The following is a 17,438-nucleotide window of genomic DNA, read 5'->3' as shown; positions in this document are numbered from 1 at the left end:
CCTTTTGGCAAACTGGCGGCCGGCTGATCAAAGCCGTGCACAATATCTGGATTCACTTGGCCTGTCATAGGTACATCATGAAAGGATGGAAGCTGAGGTCGGTTTCAGTTTCTGGAACGTTCTGGAGCTGTGGCTACAGCCCTGTTCAAATGTGGGATCAGACCGCAGTAGCAGTCCGATCCAGATAGGGCCTGTACTTGAAAGTTTCCTCGCGCGACAGGCGGTTGAACTCATGCGGGAAAGCCAGCCAATCGTTGGCCTTGCGGGGCTGGTCATCCTGTCTGCGTCGACTCAGCCCTTGCCGTCGATTGTTTCGCGGATCTTGCCGAACACGTTGCGAATCAGCTTTTTTGCTGCCGGCATTTTCTGGTCTATCTCTGCGCGCAAGGCGAGCAGCTCTTCATCTTCAGGCTGGATACGCAAGCCGCGCTTCACGTTGTAATCGGCCTGCTTAAGATCGTCCTCGAGGAGACTGGAGCGGGCGCGGCGAGCAAATTCCGCGGCCAATTGCTGCATGCCGGCATTGGCCTGGGGGTTTTCGGCGTCCAGTGCCAGCGCCTTGCGGTAATAGTGGAGTGCATTGTCTCCCTTGGGGCGATTCAGGCGGCCGCTTTCCAGCGCCTCGGCGCCGCGGGCAACATAATCCTCGATCAGCCTTGTGGTGACAGTCTCAAGACCTTGGTTCGCTTCGCTATTGTCATTGTCCAGCAGCAGCACCTGGCGGTAGTAATAGCGCGCATTGTCGTGCTCCGGGAATATGTAGCGCCGCTCGTCCAGGCTCAGTTCCGCCTGCTCCAGCAGCTGGCGGATCTGCCGCTCGGTCTCGCTTTCATAGGTCAGCGCGAAAACCAGCAGGACTGCGGCAACTAAACCCAGTGCGGGCAACAGCAGGGGGTGCGTCTTGCCGCCCAGCCGGATCGCACCGAGGCGCGAGGCGAATGGCACTGTCTTGTTGCCAGCTGGCTTCTTCACGGTGGGGTCGAGTAATGGTTCGATCGAATCCACCAGTTCCCGGCATGACTGGAACCGCACGGCTGGCTGCTTCGCCAGCATGCGCGCGAGCAGTGGCGACAGATATTCCAGTGCGGCGGGCAGGGCCGGAATCGGTTGCTGGATATGGTTGATTGCAGTGGAGGTATGGCTGTCACCCTTGAATGGGTTATGTCCGAGTAACAGTTCCAGCAGGATCACGCCCAGGCCATAGATATCGGTGGTGATATCCAGCGGCTGTCCCTGAGCCTGCTCCGGGCTGCTGTAGGACGGGCTACCCAGACTGAAGCCGGCCTGGGTCAGGTCGGAGTTGTTGTCCACATCCTTGGCGATACCGAAGTCCGTCAGCACCGCAGAGCCGTCTTTGCGGAACAGGATGTTGGCCGGCTTGACGTCGCGATGGATGATGCCTTTTTCGTGCACCACCGCCAGGCCGTCGGCGATCTGCCGGACGAGCCGCAGGGCCGCGTCGGGCTGCTGAAAGCGGTGCTGGTTGTCGGTCAGGTCACCGCCATCGACATACTCCATGGCAATGTAGTTATCGCCGTTCGGCAGCGTGGAAATATCGTGAATGGTGATGACGTGCGGATTGGAAAGGCTGGCGATGAAGTGCGCTTCTTTGACGAAACGCTCACTGATCCCTTGCTCGGCACTGTTGCGCAGCACCTTGATCGCCACCTTCCTGTTCAGGGATTCCTGGGTGGCCAGGTAGACCGAAGCCATACCGCCGTGGCCGATCTGGCCGTGCACGGTGTAGCCGGGAATGTGCATGTCGGAGTGGTTCATATCGCCTGGCTTGCCTGCCAATGGCCGGGGCGTCGGTTCAATAAGCAGCCGGGCCCGGCATTTTCGTTTTATCTGCGGGCGGCAAGGATACCGCTCCGCCTCGGGGAGATAAACCAAATAGCGCACGCTGTGAGGCGGAAAATCACTGCGGTTGTGTCAGGCGGTGAGGGGGAGTTGGGGGGTGAGCTGCGGGCGCGGCCTGTGGCCGCGCTCGGGCAGGTGGAGCGATCAGGCCGGTTCAGCGACAGGTTCTACAGTCTTGATCCGGTCGATGTAGGGGGCCAGCTCCGGCTTGTACTCGAGGATCTCCTCGCGCGACAGGCCGTCGATCTCGTGCGGGAACACCAGCCACTCGCTGGTCTTGTGGATATAGTAATCCGGCTCGCGCTCGGTCTTGTTGTTGGCCGGCTTGTAGTAAGGGGTGGCCACGCGGATTTCCGGCGTGTTCTTCTTACAGGCCCTGTGCAGGTCCTTGATGGTCTGGTCGATGCTGAGGCCGGAGTCGTGTACGTCGTCGACGATCAGCAGGTTGTCGTGTGACTCCAGGCGCTTGATCAGGTAGGTCAGGCCGTGCACGCGCACATGCTTGTCGCGCTGGCCGATACCGGTGTAGGACGATGTGCGGATGGCGATATGGTCAGCGTCCACGCCCATCACGTGCAGCAGTTCCTGCACCGCGATACCCACCGGCGCACCGCCGCGCCAGACACCGACGATATAGTTGGGGCGAAAACCGCTCTGGAAGACTTGTTCCGCGAGCGCGTAGGAATCCGCCAGGAGTTGCTGCGCGCTGATAAACTGTTTTTTCACGATTGAAGCCCTTAGAAGAAGATGAACTTGGCAATGAACAGGGCCGCCAGCAGGTACACGCTGATGCTGACATCCTTGCTACGGCCGCTCAGGGTCTTGATCACGGCATAGGCGATAAAGCCCAGTGCAATGCCGTTGGCGATGGAGAAGGACAGCGGCATCATCACCGCCGCCACCACCGCGGGTGCGGCTTCGGTGATGTCATCCCAGTCGATGGACGACAGGCCGGAAGTCATCAGCACCGCCACATATAGCAGCGCGCCGGCGGTCGCATAGGCGGGCACCATGCCTACCAGCGGCGAGAAGAACAGGGCCAGCAGGAACAGGCCCGCGCACACCACCGCCGTCAGGCCGGTGCGGCCGCCGGCGGCAACGCCTGCGGTGCTCTCCACATAAGTGGTGGTGGTCGAGGAGCCCAGCAGCGAGCCGACTGCGGACGCGGAGCTGTCGGCCATCAGCGCCTTACCCATGCCGGGCAGCTGGCCCTTCTGGTCCAGCAGTTTGGCGCGGTCCGCGGTACTCAGCAGGGTACCGGCGGTATCGAACAGATCCACGAACAGGAAGGCGAAGATCACGCTGATCATGCCCACCTCGAAAGCGCCGGCGATATCCAGCTGCATAAAGGTCGGCGCCATGCTCGGCGGTGCGGACACCAGTCCGGCGTACTCCACCTTACCCATCAGCAGCGCGATAACGGTGACCACCAGGATGCCGATCATCACCGCGCCGAGCATGCGCCGGTGGGCCAGTGCGGCGATCAGGAAAAAGCCCAGCGCCGCCAGAGCCGCATTGCTGGAGGTCACATCACCCAGGGTCACCAGCGTGGCCGGGCTGGCCACCACGATACCCGCGCTCTTCAGCGCGATAATGGCGAGGAACAGGCCCACGCCCGCCGCCAGTGCCTGCCGCAGCGACATCGGGATACTGTCGATGATCCACTCCCGTATCCGGAAGATGCTGAGCAGCAGGAACACCACGCCGGAGATAAATACCGCCCCCAGGGCCACCTGCCAGCTGTACCCCATCTCGCCGACCACGACAAAGCTGAAAAACGCATTCAGCCCCATGCCCGGCGCCAGTGCGAACGGGTAGTTCGCGTAGAGCCCCATGATCAGGCAGCCGATGGCAGCGGCCAGGCAGGTTGCCGTGAACACCGCCCCCTTGTCCATCCCGGCCGCGGCCATGATGTTCGGGTTCACGAAGATGATGTAAGCCATGGTAAGGAAGGTGGTCACCCCGGCGATCACTTCCCGGCGCACCGTCGTGTCGCGCTCCGACAGCTTGAACAAGCGCTCCAGCAGCGTGCGCTGCCCAATGGATTGCGGAGCTGCCGAAGTGGCGGTTGTCGACGAATTGATATCAGTCATGTGCGTGCCCAGTAGCAGAATTCAGGATCAGAAGTGATATTTCACCAGCAGGTTCACGTTGCGCTCATTGGAATCGATACCGAAGGTGCCGTCCTCGATGCCGAACTTGTCATCCCAGTGCACGTATTCGATACCGGCATACAGGCTCTTCGGCTGGCCCCACTGGGCGCCTACATCCCACTTCAGCTGGGAGGTGAAGTTCATACTCGGGTGCGCATCCGCTGACGCACTGGTCCAGTCGATAAAGCCGTCGTAGAGGAAGTCCGCGCTGCCCAGGCTAAACGGCAGGCCCCACACCAGGGTCAGCTGCTCGTTACTGGCTTTGTCGTCGTTGTCGCGGTGGTAGACGTTCGCCTGTACAAAGGAGAAGCCCGGCACCGCCAGGTCAAAACCGACGCCGGCCAGTTTGTTGGTGAAATGCGGGCCGGTCGCGGTCAGGTGATCCGGATCATCGAAGTTGCCGAATTCCAGCGTGGAGGCCAGCAGCACATCCTTTACCGGGCCGAAGGCCAGCTCGCGGCCGCTCAGCTTGCCCAGGCTCAGACGCGGCGATACCTCGGTGTACAGCTCGTCGGAGCCGGCGCTTGAAGTCAGGTAATCGGCGAACATAAAGAAGTCGCCCCAGCTGTGGCCGCTGACGTGCTCATAGGTCACCACCGTGCGGCTGGAGTCGTCGGTGCCGAGGCTGTAGTTGACCTTGTAGTCGCTGCCGCTCAGCAGGCTCAGGCTGTTGTCTTGCCAGAGCACTTCGGCGTTCGCCGCTAACGAAGCCAGGCCGGCGGTAATAAAGAGCAGGGACTTGGACAGGTTCACGGTTACCTCAATTACTGCGATTAAGCGGGGCTGCCCCGCGCGGCTGTAGACAGGTGCCGCTGGCGGATGGTTAAAAAATGAGCGCGGAATTTACAGGAATCGTGACCAGTTTTCCAATTTTTTTCCGGCCGATATAAGGCTTAATTTGCCGGCCAAAAGGCAATAAATTTCTATAGAAAATAAAATTAAGAAATTTAATTCTTTATCGGTGAGTCTGAATGGTTTGGGTGGGAAATTGATCTAGTAACGGTCCGTTGTGTGCGCATAAATTTCAGGGCCGACAGCAATAGTCGCCTGCCCTCGGCGTTTGTACGCGATGCAAGATTGTATGGCGGCGTTAAACAGCTGGGGGGCGGCCCCACTGCCGTTGGCGAGATCGGGCGTCGAAGCCGATAGGCTTGTCTAGAGGAGACGTCCGGAGCCCGCCGCAATAGCAGCGGGCCCCGAGTCTGGATTGCGCTACTATTCGGCGGTTACCGGGTCGATCACACTGGTGACTTCCGAGACGGCATTCGCCGGGAAGCCACCCATTTCTGCATGACTGATGACGGCTTCCTTGTTGGGGGCAATATATACACAGTAAACCTTGTCCTCGGTGACATAGCTCTGCAGCCACTGTACCGACGGCCCCAGCTCTTTCAATACACCGCAGGATTTCTGCGAGATTCCCTGAAGATCTTCTTTGGTCAGGTTTCCTGCTCCGGGAATTTCCCGTTCGATCACAAACTTAGGCATGGTCAATCTCCTTATTGTTGGCTGAAACATCTGTGTTACAGCGCCCGGCACATACGGGGAGTTGCCCCGGGGCGGGCCGAATACCACGGCACGAATATATACACGGGCGGTAAGCCCAGCGAGTGAGTGACGTGCCAAAGCACAGTAGTGCGGAAAGAATGGCGCCTCATTAGCGTTACTTGAGTTTGTACGGTGTTTCCCGGTAGTGAGCCACGAGAGATATAAAGTGCTGGCGAGCCGCTTGGTAATGATTCCTATGCCACTTCTTGCGCCGGCCAAATATCGCAGGGTGTCTGCTACGCTTCAAATTTCCGATTCTGCGAGCGGCAAAGCGCTGACCACTGCTTTTATATTCCCACCCGCGCGAGCCAGGGGGAGGCCATGTTGGACTACAAGCTCTATTACTGGGATTTACCATTCCGCGGCAACTTCATCCAGCTCTTCCTGGAAGAGGTCGGGGCCAAATACGAAAGGCATGACGCCACTGAACTCTATCCAGAGCGCAGCCTGAAAATTAAGAATCCCGGCATGGCGCCGCCGTATCTGTACGAGTGCAAAAGCAAAACCTATTTCGCGCAGATGCCCGCGATCCTGATGCACCTGGGCAGGGAATATGACTACCTGCCCAAGCGCGCCGAGACTCACACGCTTGCGCTGAAAACGATCCTGGACAGCAACGATGTGCTGATGGAGATCACCAACTTCAACGGCATGGCGATGTGGGAAAAAAGTGATTGGGAGGAATTCCGCTATTCCCGCCTGCCCGACTGGATGAAGGTCTTTGAAAGGACCGGGCTGGAGCACGGCCTCAAGGGCGACAAGGGATTTATGCTCGGCGCCACACTTACTGTTGCCGATATCGCCACGACGGCGCTGTTCGGAACCATGATTCATTCATTCCCGCAACTGAAGGAAGACCTGCAGGAAAACGCCCCACAAATCGCCAACCTCTGCCACAGAATCGAAGCGCGTCCGGCGATCAAGCGGTTTCTTGGCGCGCAAAGAGAAGAGTTAGGCAACGGCTATTGCGGCGGGCAGATTGAGAAATCCTTGCGGAAGATGATTGAGTAGCTGACTGCTTGCGAGCAAGTGCGATCAGATAAAAAAGAACCAGGCAGATTCGACCTGGTTCTGTCCCTTGCTGGAAACATTCTGCGCACTATTGCTCAGAAACCTTCCAGCACAATCTTGCCGATCGCCCGCCCGGATTCCAGTTCCTCATGTGCGGCGCGCAGGTGTTCTGCGTTGATGGTGCCGAGGTTCTTGCCGATGGTGGTCTGCACCAGACCCTGGTCGACGAGATCCGACAGCCGGTTCAGGAGCTTTCCCTGTTCGTCCATATCCGCGGCCTGGAACATCGAACGTGCGAACATGAACTCGATGTGCAGCGACAGGCTCTTGGGTTTCATCTTCATCACATCCAGCGGTTTTTCCGGATCATCGATCATCGCGATCTTGCCGAAGGGCGCCAACAGATCGATAAACGTCTCGAAGTAACTGTCGGTGCGGTGCAGGCTGGCGACGTGGGTAACCGGGCCTATGCCCAGCGCCTCGATCTGCGGCTGCAAGGGTTTGGTATGGTCCACCACGTGATGTGCACCGAGTTTCTTCACCCACTCACTGGAGCTTTCCCGGGACGCGGTGGCAATCAGCGTGGCGCCGGTCAGTGCCCGGGCCAGCTGCAGCAGGATGGAGCCCACCCCGCCGGCCGCGCCGATCACCAGAATTACCTCTTCGGATTGCCCGCTGGCGCCTGCGGATTGTCGCTGGATGCCCAGGTGCTCGAACAGCATTTCCCAGGCCGTGATTGTCGTCAGCGGCAGCGCCGCCGCTTCCGCATCGGACAGGCTGCTGGGCTTGCGGCCGACGATGCGCTCATCCACCAGCTGGAACTCGGCGTTGCTGCCCTGCCGGTTCAGGTCGCCGGCGTAAAAGACCGCGTCGCCAGGCTGGAACAGGCTCACCTTGTCGCCGGTGGCAACTACCTCGCCCACGGCGTCCCAGCCGAGCACCTTGTGCTCGCCCTCTGCCGGTGCGGCCCGCTTGCGCACCTTGAAGTCCACCGGGTTGACCGCAATCGCCCTGATCTTCACCAGCAGGTCGTGTCCGCTGGCGACGGGCTGCGGCAGCTCTATGTCCATCAGGGAGTCGGCATCGGTGATTGGCAGGGATTGGCGGTAGCCTACGGCTTTCATGGAATTTCTCCCGCGGTTTGTTCGATGGGTGAATACTAGACACTGGGGGCTCGCCAGGAACGCCTGCCTCAAGGCACTTTGTCACTCAGGCAATTAACTGAAAACCAATCAGCGCAACGCACAGCAGAAAAGCCAGCGCCGGAAACGCGATCGGATAGCGGATCACCCCGGCTTCTGTCTCGCCGCCGCGCACCTTGATGGCAAACAGGGACAGGTTAACCAGCGAGAAGATCACCAGCATGATAAAGGCGGTGATTTTCGCCAGCACCGTCAGCGGCAGCCACAGCGCGAACACCAGGATAATTCCACCAACCAGAACTGTGGAAACCACCGGCGTCTGGGTTCGCGCACTGATGCCGGCAAAAATCTGTGGGGCCAGGTTCCTCTTCGCCATACCGTACAGCAGCCGCGACGCCATGATGATCTGCACCAGCGCACCGTTGACGACCGCAAACATGCTGATGATGCCGATAAAATTGGTCGAATGGCCGGCATTGGTGACCATGGTGGCCAGTGGCGCCGCACTCTGCGCCAGTTCGGGCACCGGCAGCGTGCGCACCGCCAGCGCAGCGACGACCATGTACAACAGTGTCGATACGCCGATGGCGATCATTATTGCCCGCGGCAATGTCCTGCGCGGGTTCCTGACCTCCTCGGCCAGATTGACCATGTCCTCGAAGCCGATAAACGCATAGAAGGCGAGAAAGCTGCCCACCAGCACGCCGGCCCAGGCGCCCGTGTCGGGAAACGCAAAGATCTGATTCCACGCATTGGCTACGGGTGCCTGGCGGCAGACATAGATCACAAACAGCAGGCCGCCCACCTCGATCAGCGTGACGACAGTCACCGTCAGCGCGGATTCGTTGATGCCCCACAGCGCGATCAGCGTCAGCAGCGCAACCAGCAGCGTGATGGCGAGGTAGTCCGGTATCTGGATAAAGAGCGCGAGGTAGCCGACGAAGCCGTTGGCGATCGTCGCCGCCGAGACGATACCGGTAACCGCAACCAGGAAGCCGACCAGCTGCGCCAGCCAGCGCCGCTGCCACGCATTCTGGATATAGGCGGCGGAGCCGGCGCTGTGTGGAAAGCGGGAGGACAGCTCCGCGTAGGACAGCGCGGTCAGTGCGGCGATGATGCCGGCCAGCAGGAAGGCATAGGGCAGAAACAGTCCCGCCACCGCCCCGACTTTGCCGATCAGTACATAGATGCCCGCACCGATAATCGTGCCGATGCCGTAGAAGCTGGTCACCGGCAGGGACAGGGAGCGTTTCAGGGCGACGGGGTCTGGCACGCAATTCCTCTACGAAATGAATTGTTGGGAAAACGGGCAAATTTTGCTACGTTTCTTGCGTGAACGCCGTATCTATTGAGGATAAATATTGCGTCAAACTTTTTGTCAGATACGAATTATTTCAAGAATAATAAATTTCTGGAGTATGTATGAAATCTAATTGCTTACACTTGGCGATTCCCGCCGGTGATCTGGAAAAGGCCAAGATCTTCTATTGCGAGGTGCTGGGCTGCAAGACCGGTAACAGCGAAGAGGGGCGCTGGGTCGACATCGACTTCTGGGGTAATGAGCTGACCCTGCACCAGAGCGAAGAGCAGCTGCCCAACGTGCGCCACAAGGTGGATATGGGCGAGGTGGCGGTGCCGCACTTCGGCATCCATCTGCCGGATGATGAGTTCCAGGCGCTGAAGCGCCGCATCGAAGCCGCGGGGCTGGAGTATCTGGACAAGCCCTACCGCCGCTTTGTCGGTAACGAGTACGAGCAGGAGACGTTCTTTATCGAGGATCCGAACGGCAATATCCTGGAGATGAAGTCGATGGTGAATCCGGAGTTGATGTTCCGGTAGGCTGACTCTTCGCGCTGAAAGCTTGTGTGGTAACCAAAAGGCAGGTGCCGGGTAGCAACTCGGCACCTGCTTTTTTAATTACAGCGCGTAGCGCCCGATATAGTGTGCGATATCCACAATCCGCGACTTGCCGCTGAACTCGAAGCGCACTTTGCCGAGCGAGGAGAAATACAGTTCCAGCTCGCTGTCGATATCCAGGGTGCCGGAGGTCTCTACGGAGTAGGCGACGATATTCTTGTAGGGCAGCGAAGTGAAATCCTTCTTGCTGCCGGTAATGCCCTGCACATTGACGGCGATAATGCGCTTGCTGGTAAATACCACGCCGTCGCGCATGGACTTGAACGAGTCCAGCACTTCCTCGCCGTCCAGCAGCAGCGGGGCTACCTTTTCCGCGTAGGCCGGGTTCTGTTTAAGCTTGAACAGGCTTTTATTTTCAAAGTCGATCATTAGGGGCGGATTTCCGTATTCTGAGTTTTCACCGGCATTTTCATACGGACAATTCCGAAATGCCAGCGCGCCAATCGTAGCGAGTTGACGTGGTTCAGGCAGGGCGAGTGGAGTGGCAGGTCAGCGCTCACCCCAGGGGTTTGGCTTGCTGAAAGTCGCGATGTACAGGGCCTCTACCTTGCTGCGTGCCCAGGGCGTTCTGCGCAGAAACTTGAGGCTGGACTTCAAGGACGGGTCGCTCTTGAAGCAGTTGATATCGATTCGCTCCGCCAGCCCATCCCAGCCGTAGTGCGCCTCCAGCTCTTCAACGATGGTGGCCAGCGTGACACCGTGGAGCGGGTTGTTGGGTTGGGAATCGGGCATCTTGATGGACTACCTGGCCGGGAACTCGCCGGCATAACCAATGGAATGGTGCGATTGTACGGACTCAATGGAGCGCGAATCTACTGCAACTGTAGGTCAAACCTGCTTAGGACCGTTGTCACAGTTGCCGGGCGAGCTAGGACACTACGCTTGCCAAAGCGCCTACCTACCCCCATATATTGATGCCATCCCGCTCTGACAAGTAGACGTTTATGCCGAATACCGCCGAACCCGTTGCCAGCCCAGCCGTGGAGGCGCCGGCCAGAAACTCATCCAGCATGAGTTTCCGCGACATGATGGCGGAACTCTGGCAGTTTATGCGACCGTACAAAAAGGTCCTGCTGGCGGCGGGGGTGGCGCTGGTATTTACGGCGGGCATCACCCTGTCCATCGGCCAGGGGATCAGGCTGCTGGTTGATCGGGGTTTTATGGCGGGTTCCAGTGCGGCCCTGGGTAACGCGGTGCTGGTTCTGATGGCGCTGGCCCTGTTGATGGCGGTGGGCACCTACGCGCGCCATTACCTGGTGTCCTGGTTGGGCGAGCGGGTGGTGGCGGACCTGCGCAAAGCGGTGTTCGACCATATCGTGACGCTGCACCCCAGTTATTTCGAAACCAACCGCAGTGGTGAGATCATGTCGCGCCTCACCACTGACACCACCCTACTGCAACATATCATCGGCACTTCCTTCTCGATGGCGCTGCGCAGTGCGCTGATGTTTGTCGGTGCACTGGCCCTGTTGCTGTTCACCAATCTAAAGCTGAGCCTGATGGTGCTCGTCGGTGTGCCGCTGGTGCTGCTGCCGATCGTGCTCTATGGCCGCCGGGTGCGCCGCCTGTCGAAGGCCAGCCAGGACTCGATTGCCGATGTCGGCAGTTATGCCGGCGAGATTATCCAGCACATCAAGACCGTGCAGAGTTACACCCGCGAGGACCATGAGAAACAGGCCTTTGGCCGGGAAGTGGAAACCGCATTCCAGGTGGCCAAGCGGCGCATACGCCAGCGCTCCCTGCTGATCGCCTCGGTGATACTGCTGATGTTTGGCGCCGTAAGCGGGCTGCTGTGGGTTGGCGGTAACGACATGATTGCCGGGCGCATGAGCGCCGGCGACCTGGCCGCCTTCGTGTTTTACGCCATGCTGATGGGATCCGCGGTGGCGACCATTTCCGAAGTGTACGGCGAGCTCCAGCGCGCGACCGGTGCCACCGAGCGGCTGGTGGATCTGTTGAATGTGGAGGCCGACATTCCCGTAAGTACAGGTGAGGATCAACCCGCAAAAACTCTGCACGATGCCAAAGCCCAAGTGGCCTTCGAGGCAGTGGATTTCAGCTACCCGTCACGTCCCGATCAGCCCGCTATTCGGGGGTTGAGCCTGTTGGTTGCCGAAGGCAAGAGCCTGGCCCTGGTCGGGCCGTCCGGTGCGGGCAAGTCGACACTGCTGGAACTGTTGCAGCGCTTCTATGACCCGCAGGGCGGGCGCATCACTTTAGACGGCGTGGACATCCGCGAACTGGACACCGGCATTCTGCGCAAACAGATGGCGGTAGTGCCCCAGCAGCCGGCACTGTTCACTGCGGATGTCTGGTACAACATCCGCTACGGCAGGCCCGACGCCAGCGATGCAGAAGTCATCGCTGCGGCCAAGGCGGCCCATGCGCATGAGTTCATCGAGCAACTGCCGGACGGCTACAACAGCCACCTCGGCGAGCAGGGCACGCGCCTGTCGGGCGGGCAGAAGCAGCGCCTGGCGATAGCCCGCGCGATTCTGAAAGACCCGAAGATCTTGTTGCTGGATGAAGCCACCAGCGCGCTGGATGCCGAGAGTGAATATCACGTACAGCAGGCGCTGCAGGAACTGATGAAAGGCCGCACCACTATCATCATCGCCCACCGGCTGGCGACGATTCTGCACGCCGACAGTATCGCGGTGCTGGATCAGGGGCAGCTAATCGCGCAGGGCACACACGCAGAACTTATAGAAATCTCGCCGCTGTACAAGCGTCTGGCGGAGTTACAGTTTCAGGATGCGGAGAGGCAGCAGCCGGCTGTCGATTAACAGCCGGCTTGCGAAGGGATCAGGCTGCTTGGGCTTCCGTTCTCGCACGGTCCGCCAGGTACTCGTCGTAGGTGCCCTGGAAGTCGATCAGTTGGTTGTCCTTGATCTCCAGTACCCGGGTGGCCAGCGAGGATACGAATTGGCGGTCGTGGCTGACGAAGATCAGGGTGCCCTCGTATTGGGACAGCGCCTTGTTCAGCGCCTCGATGGATTCCATGTCCAGGTGGTTGGTGGGCTCGTCCATGATCAGCACGTTGGTGTCCATCATCATCAGCTTGCCGAACAGCAGGCGATTCTTCTCGCCACCGGAACACACCCGCGCCTTCTTGTTGGCGTCGTCCGCGGTAAACAGCAGGCGGCCGAGCATGCCGCGCACGGTCAGGTCGTCGTGCTTGGGCTGGCGCCACTGTGACATCCACTCGAAGATGGTGAGGTCGTTGTCGAAGTCCGCGCTGGCGTCCTGCGGGCAGTAACCGATAGCGGCATTCTCCGACCATTTCACCACGCCGCTGTTGGCCTGCAGCTCGTCCACCAGGCAGCGCAGCAGAGTGGTCTTGCCCACGCCGTTCTCGCCAATCACCGCCAGGCGCGCGCCGGCTTCCAGGATCATCTCGCCACCGGCAAACAACTGCTCGCCGTCGAAGCCGTGGGACAGGTCTTCCAGTGTCAGCGCCTGCCGGTGCAATTTCTTGCTCTGCTGGAAGGTGATGTAGGGTTTTACCCGGCTTGAAGGTTTGATTTCTTCCAGCTTGATCTTCTCCATCTTCTTCGCCCGCGAGCTGGCCTGCTTGGCCTTGGACGCGTTGGCGGAGAAGCGGTTTACGAACGACTGCAGCTCTTCCAGCTCGGCCGACTTCTTCGCGTTTTCCGCGTGCAGCTGCTCCTGGATCAGCGTGGAGGCCGCGACGAAATCGTCGTAGTTGCCGGGGAAGATGCGCAGCTCACCGTAATCGATGTCCGCCATATGGGTGCACACCTGATTCAGGAAGTGACGGTCATGCGAGATGATGATCATGGTGCTGCGGCGCTGGTTCAGCACTTCCGCCAGCCAGTGGATGGTGTGGATATCCAGGTTGTTGGTCGGCTCGTCCAGCAGCAGGATGTCGGGATCCGCAAACAGCGCCTGCGCCAGCAGCACCCGCAGCTTCCAGCCCGGCGCCACCTGTTTCATCAGGCCGAAGTGCAGGGATTCCTCGATACCGGCCTCTAGCAGGATCTCGCCCGCGCGGCTCTCGGCGCTGTAGCCGTCCAGCTCCGCGAACTGCACCTCCAGCTCCGCCACGCGCATGCCGTCTTCCTCACTCATCTCCGGCAGCGAGTAGATGCGGTCGCGCTCCTGCTTGATCTCCCACAGGCGCGTATCACCCATGATCACCGCGTCCACCACGGTGTACTCCTCGAACGCGAACTGGTCCTGGCTCAGGATACCCAGGGTGCAGCCGGGTTCCATGGACACATTGCCGGCGGTCGGCGCCAGCGCCCCGCTCAGGATCTTCATAAAGGTGGACTTGCCGCAGCCATTGGCCCCGATCAGGCCGTAGCGGTTGCCATTGCCGAACTTGGCAGAGATGTTCTCAAACAGCGGCTGGGCACCGAACTGCATGGTGATGTTCGCGGTGGTGATCAAGAGCGTGTTCCCGGGAGCTTGGAGGTGGGTATTTCTGATGAGGGTCATCGATGAGGCCCGCCATGCCGGAAGCGTACGGCGGGCCGCGCACTATAAGGAGTTGCGGGCAGCGTGTCGAGGAGAATGTATAAAAATCATACAGCAGGGCGGCAAACTATGCGTGGCGTGTTTCAGGTCAGCGCCGGCTCGGTGCTACCTAGGGGTCAGTTAGGGCAAGAGCTTGGGGGTTGCTGTACCGGTGAGTCAGGCGGCCCCTTTTACACAAACATAAACAGAATTCGTAGATTCGCCATTGAGAAACGGGTTATAGAAAGAGATCACATGGGAATTGACGGTCTCAAAGACGGTCTTTAATAAAGCCTCAAAGCTTTCTTCCGGCAGGTTCTGCGACCACATCGCAAATACGCCCTTGGGCTTCAGCTGCTCTGCCATCAGCGCTAGGTTTTCGGTGCTATAAAAGCCCGCGTTGGCTGCATTCAGGAATTCGGTCGGCGAATGGTCGATATCCAACAGAATGGCATCGAACTTTTTGCCTGCGCTGTCCAGATCAAAGCCCGTATGTGGGGCGGTGGCCAGATCGAAGAAGCTGCCGTGCACATAGCGGTTGCGTGCATCCGCGTTGAGAACCTTGCCGAGGGGGACAAGCTCATCTCTATGCCAACCGATAACCGTATCCAGAGCCTCAACAATTAGCAGCTCAGCAATTCGTTCGTCCCTTAATGCTGCCACGGCGGTATAACCCAGGCCCAACCCACCAACAACAACACTGAGCTTGTCGCCCTGTACTGCTGCCAGGCCAAGAGACGACAGAGCCTCTTCAGCCTCAACAAACATGCTCGACATTAAAAACTCTTCGCCGAGCTTCACTTCATAAATGTCCCTATCGCCAAGCGCGGGAATGCGTCGCCTGCGCAGGGAGATCTCACCCAACGGTGAGGGCTGGCTGTCAATTTCTTCAAACAATAGGGACATCGTTGATTCGTCCTGAGGTGATCGAATAATGGGCGCGGAGTTGGTGCGGACACTGCCATTGAGCTGGAAGACCAGTTCGTCCCTGTTGCTGGTCAGTGGCCCAACTTCAGCGCCCCTATGGCATCCAGCTCGGTGTTCAATGCCGGCGCCCGGTTCTTGAGGATTTCCATGGCGGCGCGCTTGGCGGCGGGCTGAACCAGGGTGATGCTTTCCAGTTCCTCAATATCCAGTGCGCTCCACAGCTTGCCGAGTTCGGTGCCAAGCCGTGTGAGGAATTGCTCGCTGTTGGTGTTCTGTGTGGCCATAAACTCGAGCGGGCCGAGCGTATCTTCCGGATCGAACTCGAGAATCTTCGGCAGTACAGACAGGCGCTCTTCATCGCTCTTTTCCTGGTCGTACAGCCGGTCCAGCAGCGGGTAGAGCGGCTTCTTGCTCTTTTCCAGGCGGCGGTTGCGCAGGGTCTGGACGGCAAGCTGAATCGACAGCAGTGCGAATAGGATCAACGCCGGCACAACGTAAGTCAGCGCCCGCTCGCGGCGTTCCAGCAACTTGGGTGCCTTGCTGTCGTAAGACAGGAGTTCGCGCCCGTCTACCTGCAGATCCCATAGGTAGTAGCCATTTCCTTTGGGCTGGCCTAGCGCGGTAAATGGCATGCCCTTCTCAAATAGCTTTTCGCTCCAGCTGTAATTACACAGGCACTCATACTTAACATCCACGCGGCCGCTATCGGTATTCACCACACCGCTGCTCTTGCCAATACGCTGGATAGTGCCAGTCAAGGGGGTAAGGCTCGCTCTTTCAGGAGCGGGATCGAATAGCGGGTCCCAGGAGGTGGCTAGCAGAAAGATCACTGCCCAGGGGGAAATGTTGACGAAGAACTGGTAAACGGGGTTTGTAAATATTTTCTGCATTTATGTGATTGAGTCTGTTGGTTACAGGTGCCTGATTTCTATGCTGTTAATTTGATCAGGCGATGTTCTGAACTGTTATGCAGTTCGGATACGAGGAGCAGCCCGGAACTGCTTGCCCGCATTTGCTCCTCGTTAGCTTGTGCGCTTGATCATCTGGTTGCCGCATTTTGGGCATAGTCTTTCTGCGTTCGGATTATAGCGAGCTTTGAGTTGCTGTACGTGCTGCCGGTGCATTTCGCGCGTGGGAATCGATACCGAGAAGGCCGGGCTTAGTGCTGCCAAGTGGCATAGGCGGGCTTCCGGTTTGCGAAGCGATACTGCGATGGAAGCTAGTTTCCGCCAGTTTCGCTTCAGTTTTTATTTTTGTTTGCGTCCGCTATTTAAGCAAAAGCTGTCGCGAATGCAATCCATGATCGCCAGGGCGAATGTGAATTGCACTGGAGATTGTCCAACTAGTAGGCGCGAGTAAATTTCGGTCGCCTCACTCTGCAATATTCATATCAATTAAGCCGTCGATATGGCCAGAAGTCTTTCCGCCTGGCGGCGCAACTCGGCCCTGAGGTCTGACGGCGTGAGAATCTCGAAGGTAAATGGCAGTCGCACCAGCTGCGCGGCGAACCAGTTCAGGCAGCCGGTGTGTGCGCGCCATAACACCGCATCGCCTTTGGGAGTTAGCAGGCCCAGCTCGTCGCCGAGTACGGCGCTGGCATTCGCCAGGTCCGTATGCAGCAACAGCTCCACTTCAATGCCCGAATCCATGCTGGCAAAACTGCTGGTGAGATAGGCGGCAGCGTCGAAATCCTGCGGCCGTTGGAAAGGGACCTCCAGTCGACGCAACTGCTGCATGCGGTCGAGGCGAAAGGTGCGGAGATCTGCGCGCAGATGGCAGTGGCCCACCGCGTACCAGCGACCGCGGCGGAACACCAAGCCATAAGGGTCGAACTCGCGCCGCGTCGTACTCTCTTTACCTTCAGCGTTACCGTTACTGCTACCGCCGGTGTAGTCGAACACAGTGCGGCATCTATTTTGGGTGGCGGCCGCCAGGGTTGCCAGCGTGACACTGTCCGGCGCCTCCGTCGGCACCAGGTCCAGGGTGACGCTATCACCGAGCGCGCGCAGTTGCTGTTTCAGCTTCTGCGGCATGACCCGTTCGAGTTTGGCCTGGGCACTGGCGACGGCGGTGGAGACCTCGCCCACACTGAGGCTGCGCGCCGCGAGCAGGCCAAGGGAGATGGCCAGCGTCTCCTCGTTGGTGAACATCATCGGCGGCAGCTTGTAGCCAGACACCAACCGATAGCCGCCGTGGCGCCCGCGCTCGGCCGTCAGTGGAATGCCGATCTCCTCAAGGGTCGCGATGTAGCGACGCAGCGTGCGGCCGTCCACGCCGAGCATCTGCGCCAGTTCGCTGCCACTGGCGTTGCCGTGGATCTGCAGCAGCTCCAGCAGTGCCAGCACCCGTGTCGTCGGATTCGACATGACTTGCATCCCGCAAAATTTATTAGGGCGGAATA

16 protein-coding genes are annotated in these 17,438 nt (G+C 59.1%); 3 read left to right on the top strand and 13 right to left on the bottom strand.

Translation table 11 applies throughout. From position 1 onward, the window contains the following. Positions 1 to 291: 291 nt before the first annotated feature. From BLW36_RS08805 to BLW36_RS08785, 5 genes are all read right to left on the bottom strand, one after another. On the bottom strand, positions 292 to 1,776 hold the full coding sequence (locus BLW36_RS08805) for a serine/threonine-protein kinase (protein WP_091387383.1): 1,485 nt from the start codon (positions 1,774 to 1,776) through the stop codon (positions 292 to 294). A 228-nt stretch (positions 1,777 to 2,004) separates the two neighbouring features. After that, complete coding sequence (locus BLW36_RS08800) at positions 2,005 to 2,586, bottom strand: phosphoribosyltransferase (protein ID WP_091387381.1); 582 nt, start codon at positions 2,584 to 2,586, stop codon at positions 2,005 to 2,007. Positions 2,587 to 2,597: 11 nt separating this feature from the next. Beyond that, entirely contained in the window at positions 2,598 to 3,953 is a 1,356-nt protein-coding gene (locus tag BLW36_RS08795; protein WP_211567169.1) for an NCS2 family permease, read from the bottom strand. A gap of 27 nt (positions 3,954 to 3,980) precedes the next feature. Then, the gene (locus tag BLW36_RS08790; RefSeq protein WP_091387379.1) at positions 3,981 to 4,766 is read right to left on the bottom strand and encodes an outer membrane protein OmpK; all 786 of its coding nucleotides are present in this window, start codon (positions 4,764 to 4,766) and stop codon (positions 3,981 to 3,983) included. A 462-nt stretch (positions 4,767 to 5,228) separates the two neighbouring features. Then, positions 5,229 to 5,501, bottom strand: a complete 273-nt coding sequence (locus BLW36_RS08785) for a DUF4242 domain-containing protein (RefSeq protein ID WP_091387377.1) — start codon at positions 5,499 to 5,501, stop codon at positions 5,229 to 5,231. Between the two features lie 381 nt (positions 5,502 to 5,882). Here BLW36_RS08785 and BLW36_RS08780 point away from each other — a divergent pair, with 381 nt between their 5' ends. Further along, positions 5,883 to 6,572, top strand: coding sequence for a glutathione S-transferase (locus BLW36_RS08780; protein ID WP_091387374.1), 690 nt, complete (start codon positions 5,883 to 5,885; stop codon positions 6,570 to 6,572). Between the two features lie 95 nt (positions 6,573 to 6,667). Here BLW36_RS08780 and BLW36_RS08775 read toward each other — a convergent pair whose 3' ends face one another. Both BLW36_RS08775 and BLW36_RS08770 read right to left on the bottom strand, forming a co-directional pair. Next, entirely contained in the window at positions 6,668 to 7,696 is a 1,029-nt protein-coding gene (locus tag BLW36_RS08775; protein WP_091387372.1) for a zinc-binding alcohol dehydrogenase family protein, read from the bottom strand. Between the two features lie 85 nt (positions 7,697 to 7,781). Next, positions 7,782 to 8,987: an APC family permease gene (locus BLW36_RS08770; protein ID WP_091387370.1), complete on the bottom strand. Its 1,206-nt coding sequence runs from the start codon at positions 8,985 to 8,987 to the stop codon at positions 7,782 to 7,784. Positions 8,988 to 9,136: 149 nt separating this feature from the next. Here BLW36_RS08770 and BLW36_RS08765 point away from each other — a divergent pair, with 149 nt between their 5' ends. Beyond that, positions 9,137 to 9,553 carry a VOC family protein gene (locus tag BLW36_RS08765; RefSeq protein WP_091387368.1) on the top strand — a complete coding sequence of 139 codons (417 nt, stop codon included), beginning with the start codon at positions 9,137 to 9,139 and terminating at the stop codon, positions 9,551 to 9,553. A gap of 78 nt (positions 9,554 to 9,631) precedes the next feature. Here the strand turns inward: BLW36_RS08765 and BLW36_RS08760 are convergent, their stop codons facing one another. Further along, positions 9,632 to 10,000, bottom strand: coding sequence for a PH domain-containing protein (locus tag BLW36_RS08760; protein WP_091387366.1), 369 nt, complete (start codon positions 9,998 to 10,000; stop codon positions 9,632 to 9,634). Positions 10,001 to 10,120: 120 nt separating this feature from the next. Continuing rightward, complete coding sequence (locus BLW36_RS08755) at positions 10,121 to 10,363, bottom strand: VF530 family protein (RefSeq protein WP_091387365.1); 243 nt, start codon at positions 10,361 to 10,363, stop codon at positions 10,121 to 10,123. 212 nt (positions 10,364 to 10,575) lie between these two features. Between BLW36_RS08755 and BLW36_RS08750 the strand changes: the two genes are divergently transcribed. Beyond that, the gene (locus BLW36_RS08750) at positions 10,576 to 12,417 is read left to right on the top strand and encodes an ABC transporter transmembrane domain-containing protein (RefSeq protein WP_091387363.1); all 1,842 of its coding nucleotides are present in this window, start codon (positions 10,576 to 10,578) and stop codon (positions 12,415 to 12,417) included. Positions 12,418 to 12,436: 19 nt separating this feature from the next. Here the strand turns inward: BLW36_RS08750 and BLW36_RS08745 are convergent, their stop codons facing one another. The 4 genes from BLW36_RS08745 to BLW36_RS08730 form a co-directional block, all read right to left on the bottom strand. Then, positions 12,437 to 14,044 carry an ABC-F family ATPase gene (locus tag BLW36_RS08745; protein WP_091387361.1) on the bottom strand — a complete coding sequence of 536 codons (1,608 nt, stop codon included), beginning with the start codon at positions 14,042 to 14,044 and terminating at the stop codon, positions 12,437 to 12,439. A gap of 243 nt (positions 14,045 to 14,287) precedes the next feature. Further along, positions 14,288 to 15,016, bottom strand: coding sequence for a polyamine aminopropyltransferase (locus tag BLW36_RS08740; RefSeq protein WP_091387359.1), 729 nt, complete (start codon positions 15,014 to 15,016; stop codon positions 14,288 to 14,290). A 92-nt stretch (positions 15,017 to 15,108) separates the two neighbouring features. Continuing rightward, a complete protein-coding gene (locus tag BLW36_RS08735) occupies positions 15,109 to 15,927 on the bottom strand; it encodes a hypothetical protein (RefSeq protein ID WP_091387356.1) in 819 nt (272 codons plus the stop codon). Positions 15,928 to 16,431: 504 nt separating this feature from the next. After that, positions 16,432 to 17,403 (bottom strand): helix-turn-helix transcriptional regulator, encoded by a 972-nt coding sequence (locus BLW36_RS08730; RefSeq protein WP_091387354.1) that lies wholly within the window; start codon positions 17,401 to 17,403, stop codon positions 16,432 to 16,434. Positions 17,404 to 17,438 lie beyond the last annotated feature (35 nt).

The organism is Microbulbifer marinus (assembly GCF_900107725.1).
Taxonomy (GTDB): domain Bacteria; phylum Pseudomonadota; class Gammaproteobacteria; order Pseudomonadales; family Cellvibrionaceae; genus Microbulbifer; species Microbulbifer marinus.
This window is presented reverse-complemented; position numbering and strand designations above follow the sequence as displayed.